Here is a 19,785-nt window from a genome sequence, read left to right as displayed (position 1 = left end):
AAGGAAGCATTCATGACAACGATCACGGCATTACGCGTCGAAGACGTGCGTTTTCCTACCTCTCTTTCGCTGGATGGTTCCGACGCCATGAACCCCGATCCCGACTATTCAGCGGCCTACGTGATACTGGAAACCGATAATCCGGCGCTGAGCGGTCATGGCCTGACCTTTACCATCGGACGCGGCAATGATATCTGCTGTGCGGCGATCCGGGCGCTGACGCACCAGATTGTCGGTCGCAACCTGGCAGATATCGCAGCGGATATGGGCGCGTTCTGGCGTGATTTTACCAGCGACAGCCAGCTGCGCTGGATTGGCCCGGACAAAGGCGCGATTCATCTTGCGACGGGCGCGGTGATCAATGCCGTCTGGGATTTATGGAGTAAGGCGGAAGGCAAACCGCTGTGGCGACTGGTGGCGGAGATGTCTCCCGAAGAGCTGGTGCGCTGCATCGATTTCCGCTACATCACCGACTGCATCACGCCGGAAGAAGCGCTGACGATGCTGCAACAGCGGGCGGATAATAAAGCCCGGCGCCTCACCTCTCTGCTGGAGGAGGGCTATCCCTGTTACACCACCTCGGCAGGCTGGCTCGGCTATCCGGACGATAAACTCCGTCGCCTTTGTCAGCAGGCGGTGGATGCCGGTTTCGATTATCTGAAGCTGAAAGTTGGCCGGGATCTGGAAGATGATATCCGCCGGGTCACGATTGCCCGCGACGTAATCGGGCCGGATCGTAAACTGATGATCGACGCCAATCAGGTCTGGGAAACCGGTGAGGCAATAGAGTGGGTGAATAAGCTGGCTTTTGCCAGACCCTGGTTTATCGAAGAGCCCACCAGCCCGGACGACATCGAAGGTCACCGGCGCATACGCGAAAGCATCGCGCCGGTAAAAGTTGCCACGGGGGAAATGTGCCAGAACCGCATCATGTTCAAACAGTTCATTATGCGGGAAGCGATTGACGTGGTGCAGATCGACGCCTGCCGCATGGGAGGAGTCAATGAGATCCTGGCGGTGATGCTGATGGCGGCAAAATATGATTTGCCGGTCTGCCCGCATGCTGGCGGAGTGGGACTGTGCGAATACGTTCAGCATCTGTCGATGATTGACTATCTCTGCATCGCCGGGACACATGAAGGCCGGGTGATTGAATATGTTGACCATCTGCATGAGCACTTTGTCCATCCCTGCGTGATTAAAGGCGCGGCTTATATGCCGCCTGAGCATCCTGGTTTCTCCATCGAAATGTTTCCGGCGTCGATTGAAGCCTACCGTTTTGTTGCTCAGGCGCCGAACTGATGACGCTGAGAATCGACGCGCACCAGCACTTCTGGCGCTACAGCCCGACAGAATATGGCTGGATAAACGGCGAGATGAAGGTGCTCAGGCAGGACTTTGTACCTCAGCAGCTGGCCGGAGGGCTGGCGGCGCAGCGGGTTGACGGAACGGTGCTGGTGCAGGCGAGGCAAACGGCTGAGGAAACGGCATGGCTGCTCAGTCAGGCAAAAGGCAGCGATCGGGTGCGTGCCGTTGTGGGCTGGGTGGCGCTGACGGCGCGTGACCTGCCGCAGCAGCTTGAGCAGTATCGGCGTGAGCCGCTGCTGCGCGGCTTTCGCCATCTGATTCAGGATGAGGCCGATCCCGACGGCTGGATGAAGCTGGATGCCGTCAATGCCGGGCTGCGCCAGGTGCAGCAGCAGGGTTACGTTTACGATCTGCTGGTCACACACCGCAATCTGGAGGAAGCCACGCGTTTCGCCGCGCGCCACGACAGAGGGCCGGTGGTACTCGATCATCTGGGTAAACCCGATATTGCCGCAGGCGCAAAGGCCTGGGCTGCGCAAATTGCGCCGCTGGCCGCGCTGCCCCACGTCAGCTGTAAAATATCGGGCCTGCTGACCGAACCCCGACCACCCGGCTGTGCGCCTGGCGATCTGTTGCCTTTTATCGACGCGGCGTTGGCGCTTTTTGGCAGCGATCGTCTGCTGATGGGCTCAGACTGGCCGGTTTGTCTGCTGGCGGCCAGCTATGAGGAGGCCTGGCAGTTTGGTGAACGGGCCATTTCGCCGCTGTCGGCCAGCGAACAGGCCGATATTCTGGGCGGCAACGCCTGCCGTATTTACCGGATCGACGGAGTAGCAGCATGAACCTGCACCTAGAAAATAAAGTCTTTATCGTGACCGGCGGCGGTTCCGGCATCGGTGCCGCTATTTCACTGACGCTGGCGGAAGAGGGGGCGATTCCGGTCATCGTCAGCAACAGCGAACCCGCGGCGGATCTGATGGCGCAACTGCGTGAAATGCAGCCTGCCACGCTGTTCCAGCTTGCGGAATTACAGGATGAAAGCAGCTGTATCAATGCGGTGAATGCCGTAATAACAGCCTTTGGCCGCATCGACGGCCTGGTCAATAACGCCGGCGTCAATGATGGCGTCGGGCTTGAGGCCGGACGCGAGGCTTTCGTGCGATCGCTCGAGAAAAATCTGGTTCATTACTATCTGATGGCGCATCTCTGTCTTGATGCCCTGCGCGCCAGCAAAGGGGCCATCGTGAATATCAGTTCCAAAACGGCGCTGACCGGACAGGGTAATACCAGCGGCTACGCCTCTGCTAAAGGAGGCGTACTGGCGCTAACCCGGGAATGGGCCGCCTCGCTGCTTCAGGACGGGATACGCGTGAACGCGGTGATCCCGGCAGAGGTGATGACGCCGCTTTATGATCGCTGGATTAAAAGCTTCGACCAGCCAGAGGAGAAGTTGCAGCAGATCACGCGCCACATTCCGCTGGGCAAAAGAATGACCACGGCGCGGGAAATTGCCGATACAGCCGTCTTTCTGCTTTCAGCCCGCGCGTCACATACGACAGGTCAATGGCTGATGGTTGATGGCGGCTATACCCATCTCGACAGGGCGTTAACGTGAAGGGGGCTCGGCGCTACTGCCAGGCGCTGGATCTGGCCGATGATGCGCAGCTGATTGAAGAATACCGTCAGCATCATCATCGTATCTGGCCCGAAATTACCCGCCATCTGCGGCGCTATGGCATCGTCAATATGGAGATTTATCTGCTGGGTAACCGGCTGGTGATGATGATGGAAACCGCTGCGGATTTTGACAGCGAACGCTTTGCTCTTGAAAGCGGACGCGATGCGAAAGTTTGCGAGTGGGAAGCGCTGATGTGGAAGTATCAGCGGCCCACCCCCTGGACGCCGCCGGGGGAAAAATGGGTGGCGATGGAGAAGATATTCAGCCTCAGGGAGCAGGACACGTCCGACTAACGAATCGCTGCGTTATGCAGGAAACCTAATCTCTCTGCCGGTGTTTTTCGCTGTACTGGCAACAGCTACCGAGGAACGAAATATGCTCGTCAATAAAACGACTGCACCGGCCTGGCGCGGGCAGAACGCCGTATCAAACTACCGGCTCGCTTTTACGCTGGTTACCGTCCTGTTTTTTCTGTGGGGCCTCTCCTACGGGCTGCTGGATGTGCTGAATAAACACTTTCAGGATGTGCTTCACGTTACCAAAGCGCAGTCAGGACTGCTGCAGGCGGCTTACTTTGGTGCCTATTTTGTTATCGCGCTGCCGGCGGGCTTCTTTATGGATCGCTACGGCTATAAAGCCGGTGTACTGGTAGGACTCTGCCTCTATGCGCTGGGCGCGCTGCTCTTTGTGCCCGCGGCGGCGGCGGCGAGTTTTAACCTGTTTTTACTGGCGCTGTTTGTCATCGCGCTGGGGCTGGGATGTCTTGAAACGGCGGCAAATCCTTACGCCACCGTGCTGGGCGATCCTTCCGGTGCCGAACGACGCTTGAATCTGTCGCAATCCTTTAACGGATTAGGCCAGTTTATCGGCCCGGTTATTGGCGGCTCGCTCTTCTTCTCAGCCACCCAGGGAACGACCACGGAAGGGCTGGCCTCGGTGAAAACTACTTACGTGGTTATCGCGGTGCTGGTGCTGGCGATCGCTTTTGTTTTTGGCCGCACGCGTCTGCCGGATATCCGTGCGCAGGAGGCCGAAGAGAGCAGCGGCGACAGAAAAAGTCTCTGGCAGCATGGGCATTTTACCGGTGGCGTGATTGCACAATTTTTTTATGTTGCGGCCCAGGTCGGCGTAGGCGCCTTTTTTATCAACTACACTACCGAGCACTGGCAAAACCTCTCAAACCAGAATGCCTCCTATCTGCTTTCGGTAGGGATGATTAGCTTTATGGTTGGACGCTTTTTCAGTACCTGGCTGATGGGACGTGTGCGTCCGGCTACGCTGCTGGTGGTATACGCCGCGATCAATATCCTGCTCTGCGCCGTGGTGGTTTCGGGCGTGGAGACTCTGTCGGTCATTGCCCTGGTAGCAATATTTTTCTTTATGTCGATTATGTTCCCCACGCTGTTTGCTATGGGCGTCAAAAACATGGGCAAACAGACTAAACGCGCCAGTTCGCTGATGATCATGGCGATTGTGGGGGGCGCGATCATGCCTTACCTGATGGGCGCTGTCGCGGACCGCTACAGTACCGCAGTCGCCTATGCTTTACCTTTACTTTGTTTCGCTGTGGTACTGGCTTACGGACTCCGCCAGCGAGCGCATCACTAACAGGCAGGAGAGTAGATGATCATATCTGCATCAACGGACTATCGGGCGGCAGCGCAGCGCAGGCTGCCCCCTTTCTTGTTTCACTATATTGATGGTGGAGCTTATGGAGAGCATACCCTGCGGCGCAACACAGAGGATCTGGCTGATATTGCGCTTCGTCAGCGCATACTGAAAAATATGTCTGAACTCAGTCTGAACACCACGCTGTTTGGTGAAGACCTGGCGATGCCGGTGATCCTGGCGCCGGTGGGCCTGACCGGGATGTACGCCCGGCGCGGTGAAGTCCAGGCGGCCCGCGCCGCCGCCAGTAAAGGCATTCCCTTTACGCTCTCGACCGTCTCTGTGTGTCCTATTGAAGAAGTTGCGCCCGCTATCGACCGGCCGATGTGGTTTCAGCTCTATGTGCTGAAAGATCGTGGTTTTATGCGAAATGCGCTGGAGAGAGCGCAGGCCGCCGGGGTGAAAACCCTGATCTTTACGGTCGATATGCCGGTTCCCGGCGCCCGCTACCGTGATGCGCACTCCGGTATGAGCGGCGCTAACGCGGCTTCACGGCGTATTGTGCAGGCGATGATGCATCCGCAGTGGGCCTGGGACGTTGGGCTGAACGGCAAACCTCACGATTTGGGCAACGTTTCCGCCTATCGCGGGAAGCCGACTACGCTGGAAGATTATATCGGCTGGCTGGGCGCCAACTTCGACCCTTCGATCTCCTGGAAGGATCTTGAGTGGATCCGGGAGTTCTGGAAAGGGCCGATGATCATCAAAGGTATTCTCGATCCGCAGGATGCGAAGGATGCCGTCAGCTTTGGCGCAGACGGTATTGTGGTCTCTAACCATGGCGGACGCCAGCTGGACGGCGTGCTTTCCACTGCCCGGGCGTTACCGGCCATTGCGGATGCGGTGAAAGGAGAGATCAAGATTCTGGCCGACTCCGGCATTCGCACCGGACTGGATGTGGTCAGAATGATCGCGCTGGGGGCAGATAGCGTGCTGCTGGGCAGGGCATTTGTTTACGCGCTGGCCGCGGCGGGCGAAGCGGGCGTGGTGAATTTACTGACGCTGATGGAGAAAGAGATGCGCGTGGCCATGACCCTGACCGGTGCGAAATCGGTGGCCGATATCAGCCGGGATTCGCTGGTGGCGCTGTAATAAAACCGTCGGCGGAGCAGGTCTGCCGACGGCACAGATTACCGGGCGTTGACACCACGGTCGGAACGCCAGTTATCGTAATAAATGTGATCGGCCTGAAAATCGGCGGTGGCCGTATCGCCAGTCAGTCGCCAGGCGAGCTGGAAAGCAAAGTCAAAGGTCACGCCCAGGCCTTTTCCGCTGATCAGATTGCCATCCTCGGTCACGTTTTCGCCGGTATAGACGCCATCGCTGATGCCTTTATAGAGATCCCCGGAACAGGTATAGCGGCGTCCCTTCAGCAGATGATGGCCACCGAGCACGCGTGCTGCCGCCGAACAGATGGGGGCAATCCATTTTCCCGCCTCGTCGTGACGACGTATAAAGTCCGTAACCAGCGGGTTTGCCGCCAGATTAACCGTTCCCTCCGGGCCACCGGGGATGACCACAGCATCAAACTCCTGATCCAGCTGCGTTAGCAGCACATCAGCGATCACAGGCACTGCATGATAGCTGATGACTTCACGGGAATCGTGGCAGGCCACGGTCGTTACCTTCACGTGCAGACGATTTAACACATCGATCAGAATAAAGGCTTCCGCCTCTTCAAATCCCGGGGCCAGCAGTACCGCAGCCTGTTTGCTCATCACGCCTCCTGATTAAACACAAATTCCTGATAAATGAAATAGCGTTTTATTTTCACAGTGTCAACGGCTTTCTGGTCAGGGAAACGAGCCGGAAAAAAATCAAAAATTGCGGGGGAATTTACCGGCCATCTATTTTCATGTTCAGGAGCGATGCTCTACCATAAGGGCTACTGTTCCGCTTTTCACTCTGGATATTGAATGCGTTATCTGGTCACCGTTTTACCTGCGTTGCTCCTGTTGTCCGCCTGCAGCAGTAAAGCCCCGCCGCCTGAACCGCACGGCAACCCTTTTAAGGGAGGCGATCGTTTCCTGTTACAGCCTTCGCACAACGTGGCCCCGCTGGGCGGCGATTTTGCCACCAATCCGGCAGCGGAAGCATTTATCGATAAAATGGTGCGTGAACATAACTTTGACCGCCAGCAGTTGCATAACATTCTGGCGCAGACAAAAAACCTGGACTGGGTGATCCGGCTGATGGATCGCCAGGCGCCGACAACTCAGGGGCCAACCGGGCCTAACGGTGCCTGGCTCCGCTACCGCGCCAAGTTTATTACCCCCTCAAACGTGCAGAACGGCGTGGCATTCTGGAATCAGTATCAGGACGCCTTGCAGCGTGCTTATCAGACTTACGGCGTGCCGCCGGAAATCATCGTGGGCATTATCGGTGTGGAAACCCGCTGGGGACGCGTGATGGGCAAAACGCGAATCATTGATGCGCTTGCCACTCTGGCGTTCAACTATCCGCGACGGGCAAAATTTTTCAGCGGCGAGCTGGAAACCTTCCTGCTGATGGCACGTGATGAAGGGGATGACCCGCTGGATCTGCGGGGCTCTTATGCCGGTGCCATGGGTTACGGCCAGTTTATGCCTTCCTCATTCAAAAGCTACGCGGTGGATTTTAACGGCGATGGTCATATTAATCTCTGGGATCCGGTCGATGCCATCGGCAGCGTTGCGCACTACTTCAGCGCCCACGGCTGGCTGAAAGATGGCACGGTAGCGCTACAGGTCAGCGGCGGCGAGAGCGGATTAAAGACCGGCTTCAGTACCCGCTATTCTGTCTCATCGCTGGCGGCGGCGGGCTACCGGGCGGATGTCAGGCTGGATGAGAATCAGCAGGTCAGCCTGCTGCGGTTTGATATGGGGAAAAGCTATCAATACTGGTTCGGCCTGCCGAACTTCTACACCATCACCCGCTACAATCACAGCAACCACTACGCCATGGCCGTATGGCAACTGGGCCTGGCAGTACGGGATGCCAGAGGGGGGCAGTAACCGCTTCGCTGGCATGATCACCAAACCGGCCTCACGGGCCGGTTTTTTTACCCGCAGGGAATGCTCAGTCAGGCAGCGGCGGCGTAAAATTTCAGCCCTAAGTCAGGTCTTTTGACTTATCCGCGATCGGGGCTGCTATTTTCTTCAGTCACAACCTGCGTCATTATTTCGTTTTGCCAACTGAACCACGGATTCCAGGTCAGCCGGGCGTGGATTTTCCCAACTTCGCGATAACCCCAGGCTGAGAACCAGACCTCTGCGCCCTGCCGGCAGGCGCGATAATTCTCTTCACGCTGACCATTCTCACACATCCGGTCGCTTCCCCTGACGCCGTAAACCGGGTTTTGCGGCGAAAACAGCACTGACATATGCGAAAACTGGCTGATACGTTGCCGGGGAAGGGCGTCAGGGCGTACGAGTACCCTACGGGACAGCACCCGTTCTCGCTGAGGAGCGCCATACCAGATCAGACGACTTCGCGGCGAGGTAAACTGCTGATCAAACGCTTTCAGCATTGCTGGTGTATCGAGCACCGAATCATGTTCAGTCAGGACCATCAGTACCGGTTTATCGTAAGGATGGCGGTGCAAAGCGGCTTGCGCCGCGCTGCTGGAGTACCAGAACTGGGCAAATCCGTTGGTGGGGACAATCATATAGCGCGTCGGGCGCTGTAGGGGATAACCCGTGCGGGGAGCTTTTAACCACTGCCGGAAAGGGGCGATGAAAGGCGTCAATGCGACCAGCGGTTCATTGGATTTTATGGCAGGGGAAAATAGCAGCATCCCTGCCACTTCAGGATGCTTAACGGCATATTCAATCGCCAGATTCGCGCCGGTAGAAAACCCACCCAGCCAGACTTCATCCACCTCTTTTTGCAGGAGCGTCGCCTGTTCACTGACCACGCGGCGCCAGTCATTAACCGAGACGGCGTTTAAGTCTTCCGGTCGTGTACCGTGCCCTGGTAGCAGCACGCTGCGCACCAGAAAGCCCTGCCTGGCCAGTTCGGGCGCAATATCCGTAAAGGAGCCAGGAGCGTCGCCCAGACCGTGGATTAACAGGATGCCTTTTTGCGCGCGACCTTCCGGACGCCACTCCTGTGGCGTATTCCAGCGTAGCTCCATCTTTCTGTCGGGGCTCTGAAAATCACGGTGCTGCTGCACCCAATGCGTGGTTTCCCGCTGATACTGCGCAAAAGTAGATTGCCCGGAAGGCGGATGCTGCTGTGACGAATGCCCGCAGCCAGCCAGCAGCATGATAACTACACCAGCAAAGAGTGAGGCTATGCGCATTCTTCTGCGTATCCCTGTTAAAAATGAGTGCAACCGGATTTCGTTGTTGAAGTCTGAACATCCATCCCGGATCTGCATAAGAGCACAGGAAAATGTTCTGCGGCAATTGAATCTTTGCCCTGCCGCCAGGAGCTTCTAAAGTTAATCAGGTGAAGCCGATCTTACATAAGAGAAAAAGATGACAGACTGGAACCCCGATCTTTACCGGCAGTTTGAAGCTGAGCGGACCCGACCGGCAAAAGAGTTACTTTCCCGGATCCCGCTTCGTCAGGTTCAGCATATCACCGATCTGGGCTGTGGCCCCGGTAACAGCACCGCACTGCTCTGTCAGGCGTGGCCGGAGGCCTACATCACCGGTGTCGACAGCTCGCAGGCGATGCTGGAACAGGCGCTTCAGCGTCTTCCCGGCTGTCGGTTCGAACAGGCGGACATTCAGGGCTGGCGCGCCAGTTCACCTCAGGATCTCCTTTATGCCAATGCTTCGCTACAATGGCTGAGCGATCACGCCACGCTGCTGCCAACGCTGGTTGCTCAACTAGCCAAAGGAGGCGTGCTGGCGGTGCAGATGCCGGATAATCTTGATCAGCCGACTCATCGTCTGATGCGGAAAGTGGCTGAAAGCGGCGTGTGGCGGGCTAAGATTCATCACGACCCCTCGCACCGGCAATCCCTGCTTACCACGGAAGCTTACTATGACCTGCTAAGTGCCGTAGGGTGTTCGGTGGACATCTGGCGAACCACTTACTATCACGTCATGCCTTCCCATTCGGCAATGATTGACTGGCTGAGATCGACCGGACTGCGGCCGTTTTTGGCATCGCTGGATCAGGCTGAACAAGCGGCTTATCTCACACGCTATCTCGCTGAGTTGGTTTCCGCTTATCAGCCAAGGCAGGATGGCAGTGTGCTGATGCCCTATCCACGCCTGTTTATCGTCGCCAGGAGAGGTTGAGTGCGGTGGCAAATCTCACCGCAATACCATGGCTGGAAAGGCGGCCGCATAGCGGGGCATTTCTCAGCGTGAGACGCATAAACAGTGGTAATCTGACGTTTATTTTGCTGAGGGAGCTTTTGAATGATGATGACGGATAAGGAACTGGCGCAGCTAAGCGCAGATGTGGGGGAGCGCCTGCTTAAGCTCGGCGCGACGATGACTACCGCAGAATCCTGTACTGGCGGCTGGATAGCGAAAGTGTTGACGGATATCCCGGGCAGCTCGCAGTGGTTTGAGCGTGGTTTTGTCACCTATAGTAATGAGGCTAAACAGGAGCTGGTGGGCGTGACGGCGGCGTCGCTTGAGCAGGCTGGTGCCGTCAGTGAGCCGGTCGTCAAAGAGATGGCGGAGGGCGCGAGAGCCAAAGCAAAAGCGCAATTCGCCGTTTCCGTCAGTGGGATTGCCGGACCAGATGGTGGTTCGGCAGAAAAACCGGTTGGCACCGTCTGGTTTGCCTTCGCGGCTCAGGGGCAGCCGACGCTCGCCCTGCGTGAAATTTTTAGCGGCGACCGGGAGGCCGTTCGCCGCCAGGCCACGGCCTGCGCGCTGCTGAAGCTGCGTGACTATTTTCTCAAAAAATAAACTTGATACTGTATGACTATACAGTATAATTGTCCCCGTATTGACTATGAGCAAAGCCGCCGAGCGCGTCTTTACCCCGCATGATGAGGAGTTGAAATGGCTATTGACGAAAACAAGCAAAAAGCACTGGCAGCAGCGCTGGGCCAGATTGAAAAGCAATTTGGTAAAGGCTCCATCATGCGCCTGGGTGAAGACCGTACCATGGACGTGGAAACCATCTCTACCGGTTCCCTGTCGCTGGATATCGCGCTGGGCGCGGGCGGTCTGCCAATGGGCCGTATTGTTGAAATCTACGGGCCGGAATCCTCAGGTAAAACCACGCTGACGCTGCAGGTTATCGCCGCCGCGCAGCGCAAAGGCAAAACCTGCGCATTTATCGATGCCGAACACGCCCTTGACCCGGTTTATGCGAAGAAGCTGGGCGTGGATATCGATAACCTGCTCTGCTCGCAGCCGGATACCGGTGAGCAGGCGCTGGAAATCTGTGATGCGCTGGCACGTTCCGGTGCGGTTGACGTGATCATCGTTGACTCCGTGGCGGCCCTGACGCCGAAAGCGGAAATTGAAGGTGAAATCGGCGACTCTCACATGGGCCTGGCGGCGCGTATGATGAGTCAGGCGATGCGTAAGCTGGCGGGTAACCTGAAGAACTCCAGTACGCTGCTGATCTTTATCAACCAGATCCGTATGAAAATCGGTGTGATGTTCGGTAACCCGGAAACCACGACCGGGGGTAACGCGCTGAAGTTTTATGCCTCCGTTCGCCTCGATATCCGCCGTATCGGCGCCATCAAAGAGGGCGACGAAGTGGTGGGAAGCGAAACCCGCGTGAAGGTGGTGAAGAACAAGATTGCCGCCCCGTTCAAGCAGGCTGAATTCCAGATTATGTATGGTGAAGGCATTAACATTTATGGCGAGCTGGTCGATCTGGGCGTGAAGCATAAGCTGATTGAAAAAGCGGGCGCCTGGTACAGCTACAACGGCGATAAAATTGGCCAGGGCAAGGCCAATGCGGGTAACTTCCTTAAGGAAAACCCGGCCGTAGCCAACGAGATTGAAGCGAAGCTGCGCGAGATGCTGCTGAGCAACCCGGATAGCAAGCCTGATTTTACGCCAACGGCAGCGGAAGCTGACGAAACGGGCGAAGCAAACGAGAACTTCTGATCCAGCGGTGTTCTCTCCGCTGAGGTCAGTTCAGAGATGAAAGAGCGGCGTAACAGCCGCTCTTTTTTTATGTCTGCCTTTTTTCGACGCCCCCGCCAAACACCTTTTGTTTCTTATAGCGTTCCCCGCTAACCTTAGATTCTGTTTATCACCTGATAATCCCGTGGAGTAAGATGTCTGACGCCACTGAACGTAGCCAGTTTACGCGCCTGCTTGATCGGGCGATGCGCATTCTGGCGATGCGCGACCACAGCGAGGCGGAATTCCGCCGTAAGCTGTCGCTGTCGGCCGAGCGCGCTGCCATGTTTGCGAAAAATAAGTTACAGGAGCCGGAGATGGTTACGCCTGAGCAGATCGACCGCGTGGTGGCCTGGTGTTATGAAAACCGCTATCTGGATGATGCCCATTTCGCCGGACGTTTTGTGGCGAGCCGCAGCAGAAAAGGCTACGGTCCCCAGCGTATCCGGATGGAGCTGGGACAGAAGGGCGTGGATAAATTGCTGACGGATGAGGCGCTGGCTGAGGCCGATATTGACTGGCAGAAGCAGGCTTATGAAGTGGCCGTACGCAAGTTCGGCCTGCCGCTGCCGACAGACTGGAAGGAAAAAGCCAAAGTACAACGCTATCTGATGACTAAAGGCTTCTTTTCAGAAGATATTCGCGGGGTTTTCTCCCATTTTGACGAATGAGCTGCGATGGGATTTTACTTCCCCCCGAAGAAAATTTATCTTATTCACCACTTTTTGATCGTGCGTTGCCGGGAAAAGGGCCATCCTGCCGGTAAAACAACCCACGAAATGTTCGCTAGCGTGATTCCAGGATAATTATGAGCAAGAGCACTGCGGAGATTCGCCAGGCGTTTCTCGACTTTTTTCAGAGCAAGGGACATCAGGTTGTAGCCAGCAGCTCCCTTGTTCCGACCAACGACCCGACGCTGCTTTTTACCAACGCCGGAATGAACCAGTTCAAAGACGTTTTCCTCGGCGGGGATAAGCGAAACTATTCACGCGCCACAACCTCCCAGCGCTGCGTCCGCGCGGGCGGCAAACATAACGATCTGGAGAACGTCGGCTACACGGCGCGTCACCACACCTTTTTTGAAATGCTTGGCAACTTCAGCTTTGGCGATTACTTCAAACGGGAAGCGATCGGCTTTGCCTGGGAACTGTTGACCGCCGAGCAGTGGTTTAACCTGCCGAAAGAGAAGCTGTGGGTCACCGTTTATGAAACCGACGACGAAGCTTTTGATATCTGGGAGAAGGAAGTGGGTGTACCGCGTGAGCGCATCATCCGCATCGGCGATAACAAAGGCAGCGCTTATGCCTCTGATAACTTCTGGCAGATGGGCGATACCGGCCCGTGCGGTCCTTGCTCTGAGATCTTCTTTGACCATGGTGACCATATCTGGGGCGGCCCACCGGGTAGCGCAGAAGAAGATGGCGACCGTTTTATCGAGATCTGGAACATCGTCTTTATGCAGTTCAACCGCCAGTCTGACGGTACCATGCTGCCGCTGCCGAAACCTTCTGTCGATACCGGTATGGGGCTGGAGCGTATCGCGGCCGTCCTGCAACATGTGAATTCCAACTACGAAATCGATCTGTTCCAGAAGCTGATTAAATCCGTTGCCGAAGTGACCGGTGCAACCGACCTTTCCAGTAAGTCGCTGCGTGTGATTGCTGACCATATCCGTTCATGCGCTTTCCTCGTTTCTGATGGCGTAACGCCATCTAATGAAAACCGGGGATATGTGCTGCGCCGCATTATCCGTCGCGCTGTCCGTCATGGCAATATGCTGGGCGCGCAGGGCACGTTCTTCTGGAAGCTGGTAGGTCCGCTGATTGAAGTGATGGGCGCGGCAGGTGAAGCACTGGCGGCGCAGCAGGCGCAGGTCGAACAGATACTGCGAACCGAAGAAGAGCAGTTTGCCAAAACGCTGGAGCGCGGACTGGCTCTGCTTGATGAAGAGCTGGAAAAAGTGCAGGGCGATACGCTGGATGGCGAAACGGTTTTCCGCCTTTACGACACCTTCGGCTTCCCGGTCGATCTGACCGCAGACGTCTGCCGTGAGCGTAATCTGAAAATTGATGAAGCGGGTTTCGAGCGGGCGATGGAGCAGCAGCGCCAGCGCGCACGTGAAGCCAGTGGTTTCGGCACAGATTACAATAATGTGATCCGCATTGATGAAGCCTCAAGCTTCAAAGGGTATGAGCAGCTGGCACTGAGCGCAGCCGTTAAGGCCATTTTCGTTGAAGGTGAGCCCGCCACTGAAATCACTGCCGGGCAGGAAGGCGTTATCGTTCTGGACGAGACGCCGTTCTACGGTGAGTCTGGCGGCCAGGTGGGCGATACCGGCGAGCTGAAAAGCGATAGCGCGCTGTTTGCCGTGACCGATACGCAAAAATATGGTCAGGCCATCGGCCATATTGGCAAGCTGGCATCAGGTCATGTGCGTCTGGGCGATCGTCTGGCTGCTCATGTGGATGAAGCGCGTCGTGCCCGCATTCGTCTGAATCACTCAGCAACGCACCTGCTTCATGCTGCACTGCGCCAGGTTCTGGGGCATCATGTGGCGCAGAAAGGCTCGCTGGTTAATGATAAATACCTGCGCTTCGACTTCTCGCATTTTGAAGCGATGAAGCCGCAGGAAGTCCGTCAGGTTGAAGAGATCGTCAATGCCCAGATTCGCCGCAATCTTGCCATTGAGACGAACATCATGGATCTGGAGGATGCCAAAGCGCATGGCGCAATGGCGCTGTTCGGCGAGAAATATGACGATCGCGTGCGCGTCCTGTCGATGGGCGACTTCTCTACCGAACTCTGTGGTGGGACACATGCCAGCCGTACGGGCGACATCGGGTTGTTCCGCATCATTGCTGAATCGGGAACAGCTGCCGGTATCCGTCGTATTGAGGCCGTTACCGGCGAGCGTGCGTTGATGCAGGTCTATGCGCAGAGCGAACAGTTACAGGATATCGCGCAGCTGCTGAAGGCAAATAACAGCAATCTGGGTGAGAAAGTGCGAGCGATGATCGATCATGCGCGCGGGCTTGAACGGGAATTACAGCAGCTTAAAGATCAGCAGGCGGCTCAGGAGAGCGCCTCACTGAGCAGTAAGGCTGTTGAAATTAAAGGGGCGAAGCTGCTGGTTAGCGAACTGGCTAACGTGGAACCCAAAATGCTGCGTACGATGGTGGACGAGCTGAAAAACCAGCTTAAATCCGCAGTCATCGTGCTGGCAACGGTTTCTGACGGCAAAGTCTCTCTGATTGCCGGGGTGACAAAAGATCTGACTGACCGCGTTAAAGCCGGCGAGCTGGTGGGTGCACTGGCCCAGCAGGTTGGCGGTAAAGGTGGTGGACGACCGGATATGGCTCAGGCGGGAGGCACAGATGCTGCCGCACTACCCGCTGCGCTGGCTGGTGTCGAATCATGGGTGACAGAAAAACTGTAACCAAAAATGCATCTCAGAAAACGCTGTGGCAGGTTGTGGCAGCGTTTTTTGTCCGGTGCGCCCATAAAATCATAAAGTCGGGTTGATAGTGTGTATTTCGGCTAAACTTAGTATCAGCAGAATGTAATGGTATGACGATGTGCTTGTGATGTATTTGTCATGGTCTACATTTAGCGTAATACGATGGATATGCCGGGAGACAGTTGACCCGACTCTTTTAATCTTTCAAGGAGCAAAGAATGCTTATTCTAACTCGACGAGTTGGTGAAACCCTCATGATTGGCGATGAGGTGACTGTAACGGTGCTGGGTGTGAAAGGTAACCAGGTTCGCATCGGTGTGAACGCCCCGAAAGAAGTATCGGTCCATCGTGAAGAGATCTATCAGCGTATCCAGGCCGAAAAAACTCAGCAAACGAGTTACTAACGGATCCTGCGCCTCGCTGTCTGAAGCGAGGCGCTACCGGTTTTTTCACGCATTCTTCCCTTCGTTTCTTCTTTTTCTGATTATCTCTTCTTCCATTTATCTCTTCTGAGCCCTCATGATTTTTACGCGCGCAGGCGTCCTTTCATTGTTGATAATTCACTCTTTTTGCCGCCAAAACGCCCGGATTGCGTGGGAAGTGTGCAATTAAACACGGAAGGGGAAAAATTGTTTGACTTATAAGTCCGCCAAAGTAATATGTGCGCCACGCAGTGCCGATGAGCAGAAACAAGTTCTGAAGCACAACTCGCAAGAGTGCGTATGGTGAGGTGGCCGAGAGGCTGAAGGCGCTCCCCTGCTAAGGGAGTATGCGGTCAAAAGCTGCATCCGGGGTTCGAATCCCCGCCTCACCGCCATTTGCATCCGTAGCTCAGCTGGATAGAGTACTCGGCTACGAACCGAGCGGTCGGAGGTTCGAATCCTCCCGGATGCACCATTTTCAAGAGCATGCTGTTCCCTGAGTGTCTGGTGTCTTACCGGTCATGAAGGAAGTGAAAGCGGAGAAGCTAAGCCGTATTCACCACGAACAACCTGTTTTAGTTTCAGGATACGGTGTTAGCAGCCTGTATCACGGTGAGTCGTCAGCACCCTGCGTTATACCAGAATTTGCAATGCATCCGTAGCTCAGCTGGATAGAGTACTCGGCTACGAACCGAGCGGTCGGAGGTTCGAATCCTCCCGGATGCACCATTTTAAACCGAAAGGGCGTAATCCCGGCAGGAACAAAATGGCATGTCAGTTTCTTCAGTATCTCCTCAGGTTTGTCACGTAATCTCCCTCAGTATTATCCGATGCATCCGTAGCTCAGCTGGATAGAGTACTCGGCTACGAACCGAGCGGTCGGAGGTTCGAATCCTCCCGGATGCACCAAGAACGCAGTGAGTCTGTTGTTAACGTCTCGATGCGGTAGTTCCCCGGTATTACCCAATGCATCCGTAGCTCAGCTGGATAGAGTACTCGGCTACGAACCGAGCGGTCGGAGGTTCGAATCCTCCCGGATGCACCATTATTCAGAACGCAGTGAGTCTGTTGTTAACGTCTCGATGCGGTAGTTCCCCGGTATTACCCAATGCATCCGTAGCTCAGCTGGATAGAGTACTCGGCTACGAACCGAGCGGTCGGAGGTTCGAATCCTCCCGGATGCACCATCTCTACGTTCCATCCCGATCGCTTCTGGCATCCTTCAGCGCTACGCGTAATCTTCGCCGTTATTCATCCTGTTAGTTCTTCTTGTTATCCACTCCGTTAAATATCCTGTTACCCATTTATCCTGAACCATGTTTATCATCCGACGTTTCATATGTTCCGGTAACTTGCTGTCGGAAAACCCGCTGACTTAACTCAATTTTTACTTATCTCGCTGATTACCGGGTTTTTTACACCCTGCCCGCGACGATCCGTACCCCCACAGGAAAATCTGATAATAAAATTCCTCAATTATTTCAAGGCATTTGCGGATCCATGCCAACAGCGACAAGAAGAGCGCTTTGCGCTAAAGTAACCGTTCGCTTAATCAGGATTAGGGGTGAGTATGTACGGCCATTATGACGGTTTGATATTTGATATGGATGGCACCATTCTCGATACCGAACCGACGCACCGTAAAGCCTGGCAAACCGTTCTGGCCCGCTATGGACTCACTTTTGATGAGCGTACAGTGATTGGCCTCAACGGTTCCCCCAGTTGGCGAATAGCGGAAGTCATTATCGCCAGCCACCAGAGCGATCTCGATCCTGTCGCGCTGGCCCAGGAAAAAACCACAGCGCTTAAGGCGATGCTGTTTGATACCGTCCGGCCACTGCCGCTGATTGAGGTAGTCAAAGCCTGGAAAGGGAAGCGTCCTATGGCCGTGGGAACGGGCAGTGAGCACGCCATGGCGGAAGCACTTCTCCAGCACCTGGGGTTACGCGACTGCTTCGATGCCATTGTCGGCGCCGATGATGTGACCCGCCACAAGCCGGAGCCGGAAACCTTCCTGCGCTGTGCCGAGCTTCTGAAAGTGGAACCTGCCCGCTGCGTGGTGTTTGAAGACGCTGATTTTGGCATTCAGGCGGCGAAGGCGGCGGGAATGGATTTTGTTGACGTCCGTCTGCTGTGAGTGAGTGGCTCACCTACGGTTCCCTGTTCGCCAGCAGTTTCCTGAGCGCCACGCTGTTGCCTGGTAGTTCGGAAGTGCTGCTGGCTGGCCTGCTGATAAAAGGCAAAGCCTCAGTCAGCGGCTTAATCTTTATTGCCGCATTCGGTAACACGTTAGGCGGCCTGACAAATATTATACTGGGTCGCTGTCTGCCGGTGAAACGGCAGGGGCGATGGCATGACACAGCAACAGCATGGCTGCACCGGTGGGGGCCTGCTGCATTACTACTCAGCTGGTTACCCGTGATGGGCGACTTGCTGTGCGTTCTCGCCGGCTGGCTTCGTTTCGCCTGGCTGCCGACGGTGATTTTTCTCGCTGTCGGTAAGACCTTACGCTACGTTGCGCTGGCTTTTGCAACATTACAGGGCATGGAATGGTGGCACTGATTCGCGAAGAATCAGGGCTGCGTTTAACATTATGCTTAACAATAAAAATCTTTCTCCGAGCGGGAGGTCAATTTGATCCCGGATGTATCACAGGCGCTTTCCTGGCTGGAAGCTCATCCTGACGCACTGAAAGGCATTGGTCGCGGTATTGAACGCGAGACGCTGCGCGTCAGACCCAATGGGCATCTGGCCACTACCGGGCACCCTCAATCTCTTGGCTCCGCTTTAACGCATAAGTGGATTACCACCGACTTTGCGGAAACGCTGCTGGAATTTATCACCCCGGTGGATGACGATATCGATCATCTGCTGACTTTTCTGCGTGACATACATCGCCACGTCGCCCGTGACTTAGGCGAAGAGCGGATGTGGCCGATGAGTATGCCGTGCCTGATTGAAGACAGTAATGAGATTGAGCTGGCTCAGTACGGCACGTCAAATATCGGACGCATGAAAACGCTCTACCGCCAGGGCTTGAAGAATCGTTATGGCGCGTTAATGCAGGTGATTTCAGGCGTTCACTATAACTTTTCCCTGCCGCTGAGTTTCTGGCAGGCCAGAGCCGGCATTGTGGACGAGCAGAGCGGTCATGATGCAATCTCTGACGGCTACCTGCGCCTGATCCGTAACTATTACCGGTTTGGCTGGATTATTCCGTTCCTGTTTGGTGCCTCGCCAGCGATTTGTTCTTCCTTTCTGCAAGGTAAAGAAACCAGGCTGCCTTTTGAGCGCACCGACAAAGGCATGCTCTATCTGCCTTACGCAACCTCATTAAGGCTGAGCGATCTGGGATATACCAATAAGTCTCAGAGCGGACTGGGCATTACGTTCAATAATCTGCCGGAGTATGTGAAAGCGCTGAAGGCGGCGATCAAAACCCCGTCAGAAGAGTATGCGCGGATGGGAACGAAGGATGAGCAGGGCAACTGGCTCCAGCTCAATACCAACGTGCTGCAAATTGAAAATGAGCTTTATGCACCTATTCGTCCTAAACGCGTCACGCGTTCCGGCGAAAATCCGTCTGACGCCCTGCTGCGCGGCGGTATTGAATATATTGAAGTGCGTTCACTGGATATTAATCCATTCTCGCCAACCGGCGTGGATGCAAACCAGGTGCGCTTCCTCGATCTCTTCCTTATCTGGTGTACGCTCGCAGAAGCGCCGGAAATGAGCAGTGACGAGCTTCAGTGCACACGGGCGAACTGGAACCGCGTTATTCTGGAAGGGCGCAAGCCGGGCCTGATGCTGGACATCGGCTGCGGCGAAGCGCAAAGCCCGCTGGCGGAAGTTGGCAAAACGCTGTTCAGCGATCTCCGTCGCGTGGCGCAAACGCTGGACAGTCAGCACGGTAATCATCAGTATCAGGAAGTGTGCGATCGCCTGGTCGCCTGTTTCGACGATCCGGATCTGACGTACTCAGCCCGGATTCTGATGATGATGAAAGAGAACGGTATCAGTGGAACAGGGCTGGCGCTGGCGGAGCAGTATCGTCATCAGCTGACTGAGGAGCCGCTGGAGATTCTGAGTGAAGATCGGTTCGCAGAAGAAGCCGCACGTTCTCAGGTTAGCCAGCAGGAAATCGAAGAAAGTGATACGCTTAGCTTTGAAGACTTTCTGAAGAGCCGTGGCTAGCACCAAAGAAAAAGGCCA

18 protein-coding genes and 6 tRNA genes are annotated in these 19,785 nt (G+C 55.5%); 22 read left to right on the top strand and 2 right to left on the bottom strand.

What is annotated here, in order from left to right; all coding sequences use genetic code 11:
- Positions 1–12 precede the first annotated feature (12 nt).
- The 6 genes from EA20_RS0103580 to lldD all read left to right on the top strand — a co-directional run bounded on the left by EA20_RS0103580 (position 13) and on the right by lldD (position 5,746).
- Positions 13–1,302, top strand: a complete 1,290-nt coding sequence (locus tag EA20_RS0103580) for an L-fuconate dehydratase (protein ID WP_024965526.1) — start codon at positions 13–15, stop codon at positions 1,300–1,302.
- Positions 1,302–2,150, top strand: a complete 849-nt coding sequence (locus tag EA20_RS0103575; protein ID WP_024965525.1) for an amidohydrolase — start codon at positions 1,302–1,304, stop codon at positions 2,148–2,150. Before EA20_RS0103580 ends, EA20_RS0103575 begins: the two co-directional genes overlap by 1 nt.
- Entirely contained in the window at positions 2,147–2,923 is a 777-nt protein-coding gene (locus EA20_RS0103570) for an SDR family oxidoreductase (RefSeq protein ID WP_024965524.1), read from the top strand. Before EA20_RS0103575 ends, EA20_RS0103570 begins: the two co-directional genes overlap by 4 nt.
- The gene (locus EA20_RS0103565) at positions 2,920–3,279 is read left to right on the top strand and encodes an L-rhamnose mutarotase (protein WP_024965523.1); all 360 of its coding nucleotides are present in this window, start codon (positions 2,920–2,922) and stop codon (positions 3,277–3,279) included. Before EA20_RS0103570 ends, EA20_RS0103565 begins: the two co-directional genes overlap by 4 nt.
- Before the next feature lie 82 nt (positions 3,280–3,361).
- Positions 3,362–4,594: an L-fucose:H+ symporter permease gene (fucP, locus tag EA20_RS0103560; protein ID WP_024965522.1), complete on the top strand. Its 1,233-nt coding sequence runs from the start codon at positions 3,362–3,364 to the stop codon at positions 4,592–4,594.
- Between the two features lie 15 nt (positions 4,595–4,609).
- Positions 4,610–5,746 (top strand): FMN-dependent L-lactate dehydrogenase LldD, encoded by a 1,137-nt coding sequence (gene lldD / locus EA20_RS0103555; protein ID WP_024965521.1) that lies wholly within the window; start codon positions 4,610–4,612, stop codon positions 5,744–5,746.
- Positions 5,747–5,784: 38 nt separating this feature from the next.
- Here the strand turns inward: lldD and EA20_RS0103550 are convergent, their stop codons facing one another.
- The gene (locus tag EA20_RS0103550) at positions 5,785–6,372 is read right to left on the bottom strand and encodes a DJ-1/PfpI family protein (RefSeq protein WP_024965520.1); all 588 of its coding nucleotides are present in this window, start codon (positions 6,370–6,372) and stop codon (positions 5,785–5,787) included.
- Positions 6,373–6,570: 198 nt separating this feature from the next.
- On the opposite strand from EA20_RS0103550, the gene mltB reads away from it, so the two are divergent.
- Entirely contained in the window at positions 6,571–7,647 is a 1,077-nt protein-coding gene (gene mltB, locus EA20_RS0103545) for a lytic murein transglycosylase B (RefSeq protein WP_024965519.1), read from the top strand.
- Positions 7,648–7,763: 116 nt separating this feature from the next.
- Here the strand turns inward: mltB and EA20_RS0103540 are convergent, their stop codons facing one another.
- Positions 7,764–8,936, bottom strand: coding sequence for a carboxylesterase (locus tag EA20_RS0103540; protein WP_024965518.1), 1,173 nt, complete (start codon positions 8,934–8,936; stop codon positions 7,764–7,766).
- Positions 8,937–9,114: 178 nt separating this feature from the next.
- Here EA20_RS0103540 and tam point away from each other — a divergent pair, with 178 nt between their 5' ends.
- The 15 genes from tam to gshA all read left to right on the top strand — a co-directional run bounded on the left by tam (position 9,115) and on the right by gshA (position 19,767).
- Positions 9,115–9,888: a trans-aconitate 2-methyltransferase gene (gene tam / locus EA20_RS0103535; RefSeq protein ID WP_024965517.1), complete on the top strand. Its 774-nt coding sequence runs from the start codon at positions 9,115–9,117 to the stop codon at positions 9,886–9,888.
- 129 nt (positions 9,889–10,017) lie between these two features.
- Entirely contained in the window at positions 10,018–10,512 is a 495-nt protein-coding gene (gene pncC, locus EA20_RS0103530; RefSeq protein WP_038381520.1) for a nicotinamide-nucleotide amidase, read from the top strand.
- Positions 10,513–10,608: 96 nt separating this feature from the next.
- The gene (gene recA / locus EA20_RS0103525; RefSeq protein WP_024965515.1) at positions 10,609–11,676 is read left to right on the top strand and encodes a recombinase RecA; all 1,068 of its coding nucleotides are present in this window, start codon (positions 10,609–10,611) and stop codon (positions 11,674–11,676) included.
- A 173-nt stretch (positions 11,677–11,849) separates the two neighbouring features.
- Entirely contained in the window at positions 11,850–12,365 is a 516-nt protein-coding gene (locus EA20_RS0103520; protein ID WP_024965514.1) for a regulatory protein RecX, read from the top strand.
- A gap of 137 nt (positions 12,366–12,502) precedes the next feature.
- A complete protein-coding gene (gene alaS, locus EA20_RS0103515) occupies positions 12,503–15,130 on the top strand; it encodes an alanine--tRNA ligase (RefSeq protein ID WP_024965513.1) in 2,628 nt (875 codons plus the stop codon).
- A gap of 239 nt (positions 15,131–15,369) precedes the next feature.
- Positions 15,370–15,555, top strand: a complete 186-nt coding sequence (csrA, locus tag EA20_RS0103510; protein WP_004155916.1) for a carbon storage regulator CsrA — start codon at positions 15,370–15,372, stop codon at positions 15,553–15,555.
- 320 nt (positions 15,556–15,875) lie between these two features.
- Positions 15,876–15,968 (top strand) — tRNA-Ser (locus tag EA20_RS0103505).
- A 3-nt stretch (positions 15,969–15,971) separates the two neighbouring features.
- Positions 15,972–16,048 (top strand) — tRNA-Arg (locus tag EA20_RS0103500).
- Positions 16,049–16,225: 177 nt separating this feature from the next.
- Positions 16,226–16,302: transfer RNA gene (locus EA20_RS0103495), tRNA-Arg, on the top strand.
- A 103-nt stretch (positions 16,303–16,405) separates the two neighbouring features.
- A tRNA-Arg gene (locus EA20_RS0103490) sits at positions 16,406–16,482 on the top strand.
- 59 nt (positions 16,483–16,541) lie between these two features.
- Positions 16,542–16,618 (top strand) — tRNA-Arg (locus EA20_RS0103485).
- 65 nt (positions 16,619–16,683) lie between these two features.
- A tRNA-Arg gene (locus tag EA20_RS0103480) sits at positions 16,684–16,760 on the top strand.
- Positions 16,761–17,143: 383 nt separating this feature from the next.
- A complete protein-coding gene (gene yqaB / locus EA20_RS0103475) occupies positions 17,144–17,710 on the top strand; it encodes a fructose-1-phosphate/6-phosphogluconate phosphatase (RefSeq protein WP_024965512.1) in 567 nt (188 codons plus the stop codon).
- A complete protein-coding gene (locus EA20_RS0103470) occupies positions 17,707–18,135 on the top strand; it encodes a YqaA family protein (RefSeq protein ID WP_024965511.1) in 429 nt (142 codons plus the stop codon). The genes yqaB and EA20_RS0103470 overlap by 4 nt, the downstream gene beginning before the upstream one ends.
- A 72-nt stretch (positions 18,136–18,207) precedes the next feature.
- Complete coding sequence (gene gshA, locus EA20_RS0103465) at positions 18,208–19,767, top strand: glutamate--cysteine ligase (RefSeq protein ID WP_024965510.1); 1,560 nt, start codon at positions 18,208–18,210, stop codon at positions 19,765–19,767.
- Positions 19,768–19,785 lie beyond the last annotated feature (18 nt).

Source organism: Pantoea sp. IMH (assembly GCF_000599885.1).
Classification (GTDB): domain Bacteria; phylum Pseudomonadota; class Gammaproteobacteria; order Enterobacterales; family Enterobacteriaceae; genus Erwinia.
This window is presented reverse-complemented; position numbering and strand designations above follow the sequence as displayed.

Bases quoted from the DNA above. Each gene is read 5' to 3' on its own strand.
- EA20_RS0103580 (WP_024965526.1), top strand. From the start codon at position 13: ATGACAACGATCACGGCATTACGCGTCGAAGACGTGCGTTTTCCTACC.
- EA20_RS0103575 (WP_024965525.1), top strand. From the start codon at position 1,302: ATGACGCTGAGAATCGACGCGCACCAGCACTTCTGGCGCTACAGCCCG.
- EA20_RS0103570 (WP_024965524.1), top strand. From the start codon at position 2,147: ATGAACCTGCACCTAGAAAATAAAGTCTTTATCGTGACCGGCGGCGGT.
- fucP (WP_024965522.1), top strand. From the start codon at position 3,362: ATGCTCGTCAATAAAACGACTGCACCGGCCTGGCGCGGGCAGAACGCC.
- lldD (WP_024965521.1), top strand. From the start codon at position 4,610: ATGATCATATCTGCATCAACGGACTATCGGGCGGCAGCGCAGCGCAGG.
- EA20_RS0103550 (WP_024965520.1), bottom strand. From the start codon at position 6,372: ATGAGCAAACAGGCTGCGGTACTGCTGGCCCCGGGATTTGAAGAGGCG.
- mltB (WP_024965519.1), top strand. From the start codon at position 6,571: ATGCGTTATCTGGTCACCGTTTTACCTGCGTTGCTCCTGTTGTCCGCC.
- EA20_RS0103540 (WP_024965518.1), bottom strand. From the start codon at position 8,936: ATGCGCATAGCCTCACTCTTTGCTGGTGTAGTTATCATGCTGCTGGCT.
- tam (WP_024965517.1), top strand. From the start codon at position 9,115: ATGACAGACTGGAACCCCGATCTTTACCGGCAGTTTGAAGCTGAGCGG.
- pncC (WP_038381520.1), top strand. From the start codon at position 10,018: ATGACGGATAAGGAACTGGCGCAGCTAAGCGCAGATGTGGGGGAGCGC.
- recA (WP_024965515.1), top strand. From the start codon at position 10,609: ATGGCTATTGACGAAAACAAGCAAAAAGCACTGGCAGCAGCGCTGGGC.
- EA20_RS0103520 (WP_024965514.1), top strand. From the start codon at position 11,850: ATGTCTGACGCCACTGAACGTAGCCAGTTTACGCGCCTGCTTGATCGG.
- alaS (WP_024965513.1), top strand. From the start codon at position 12,503: ATGAGCAAGAGCACTGCGGAGATTCGCCAGGCGTTTCTCGACTTTTTT.
- csrA (WP_004155916.1), top strand. From the start codon at position 15,370: ATGCTTATTCTAACTCGACGAGTTGGTGAAACCCTCATGATTGGCGAT.
- yqaB (WP_024965512.1), top strand. From the start codon at position 17,144: ATGTACGGCCATTATGACGGTTTGATATTTGATATGGATGGCACCATT.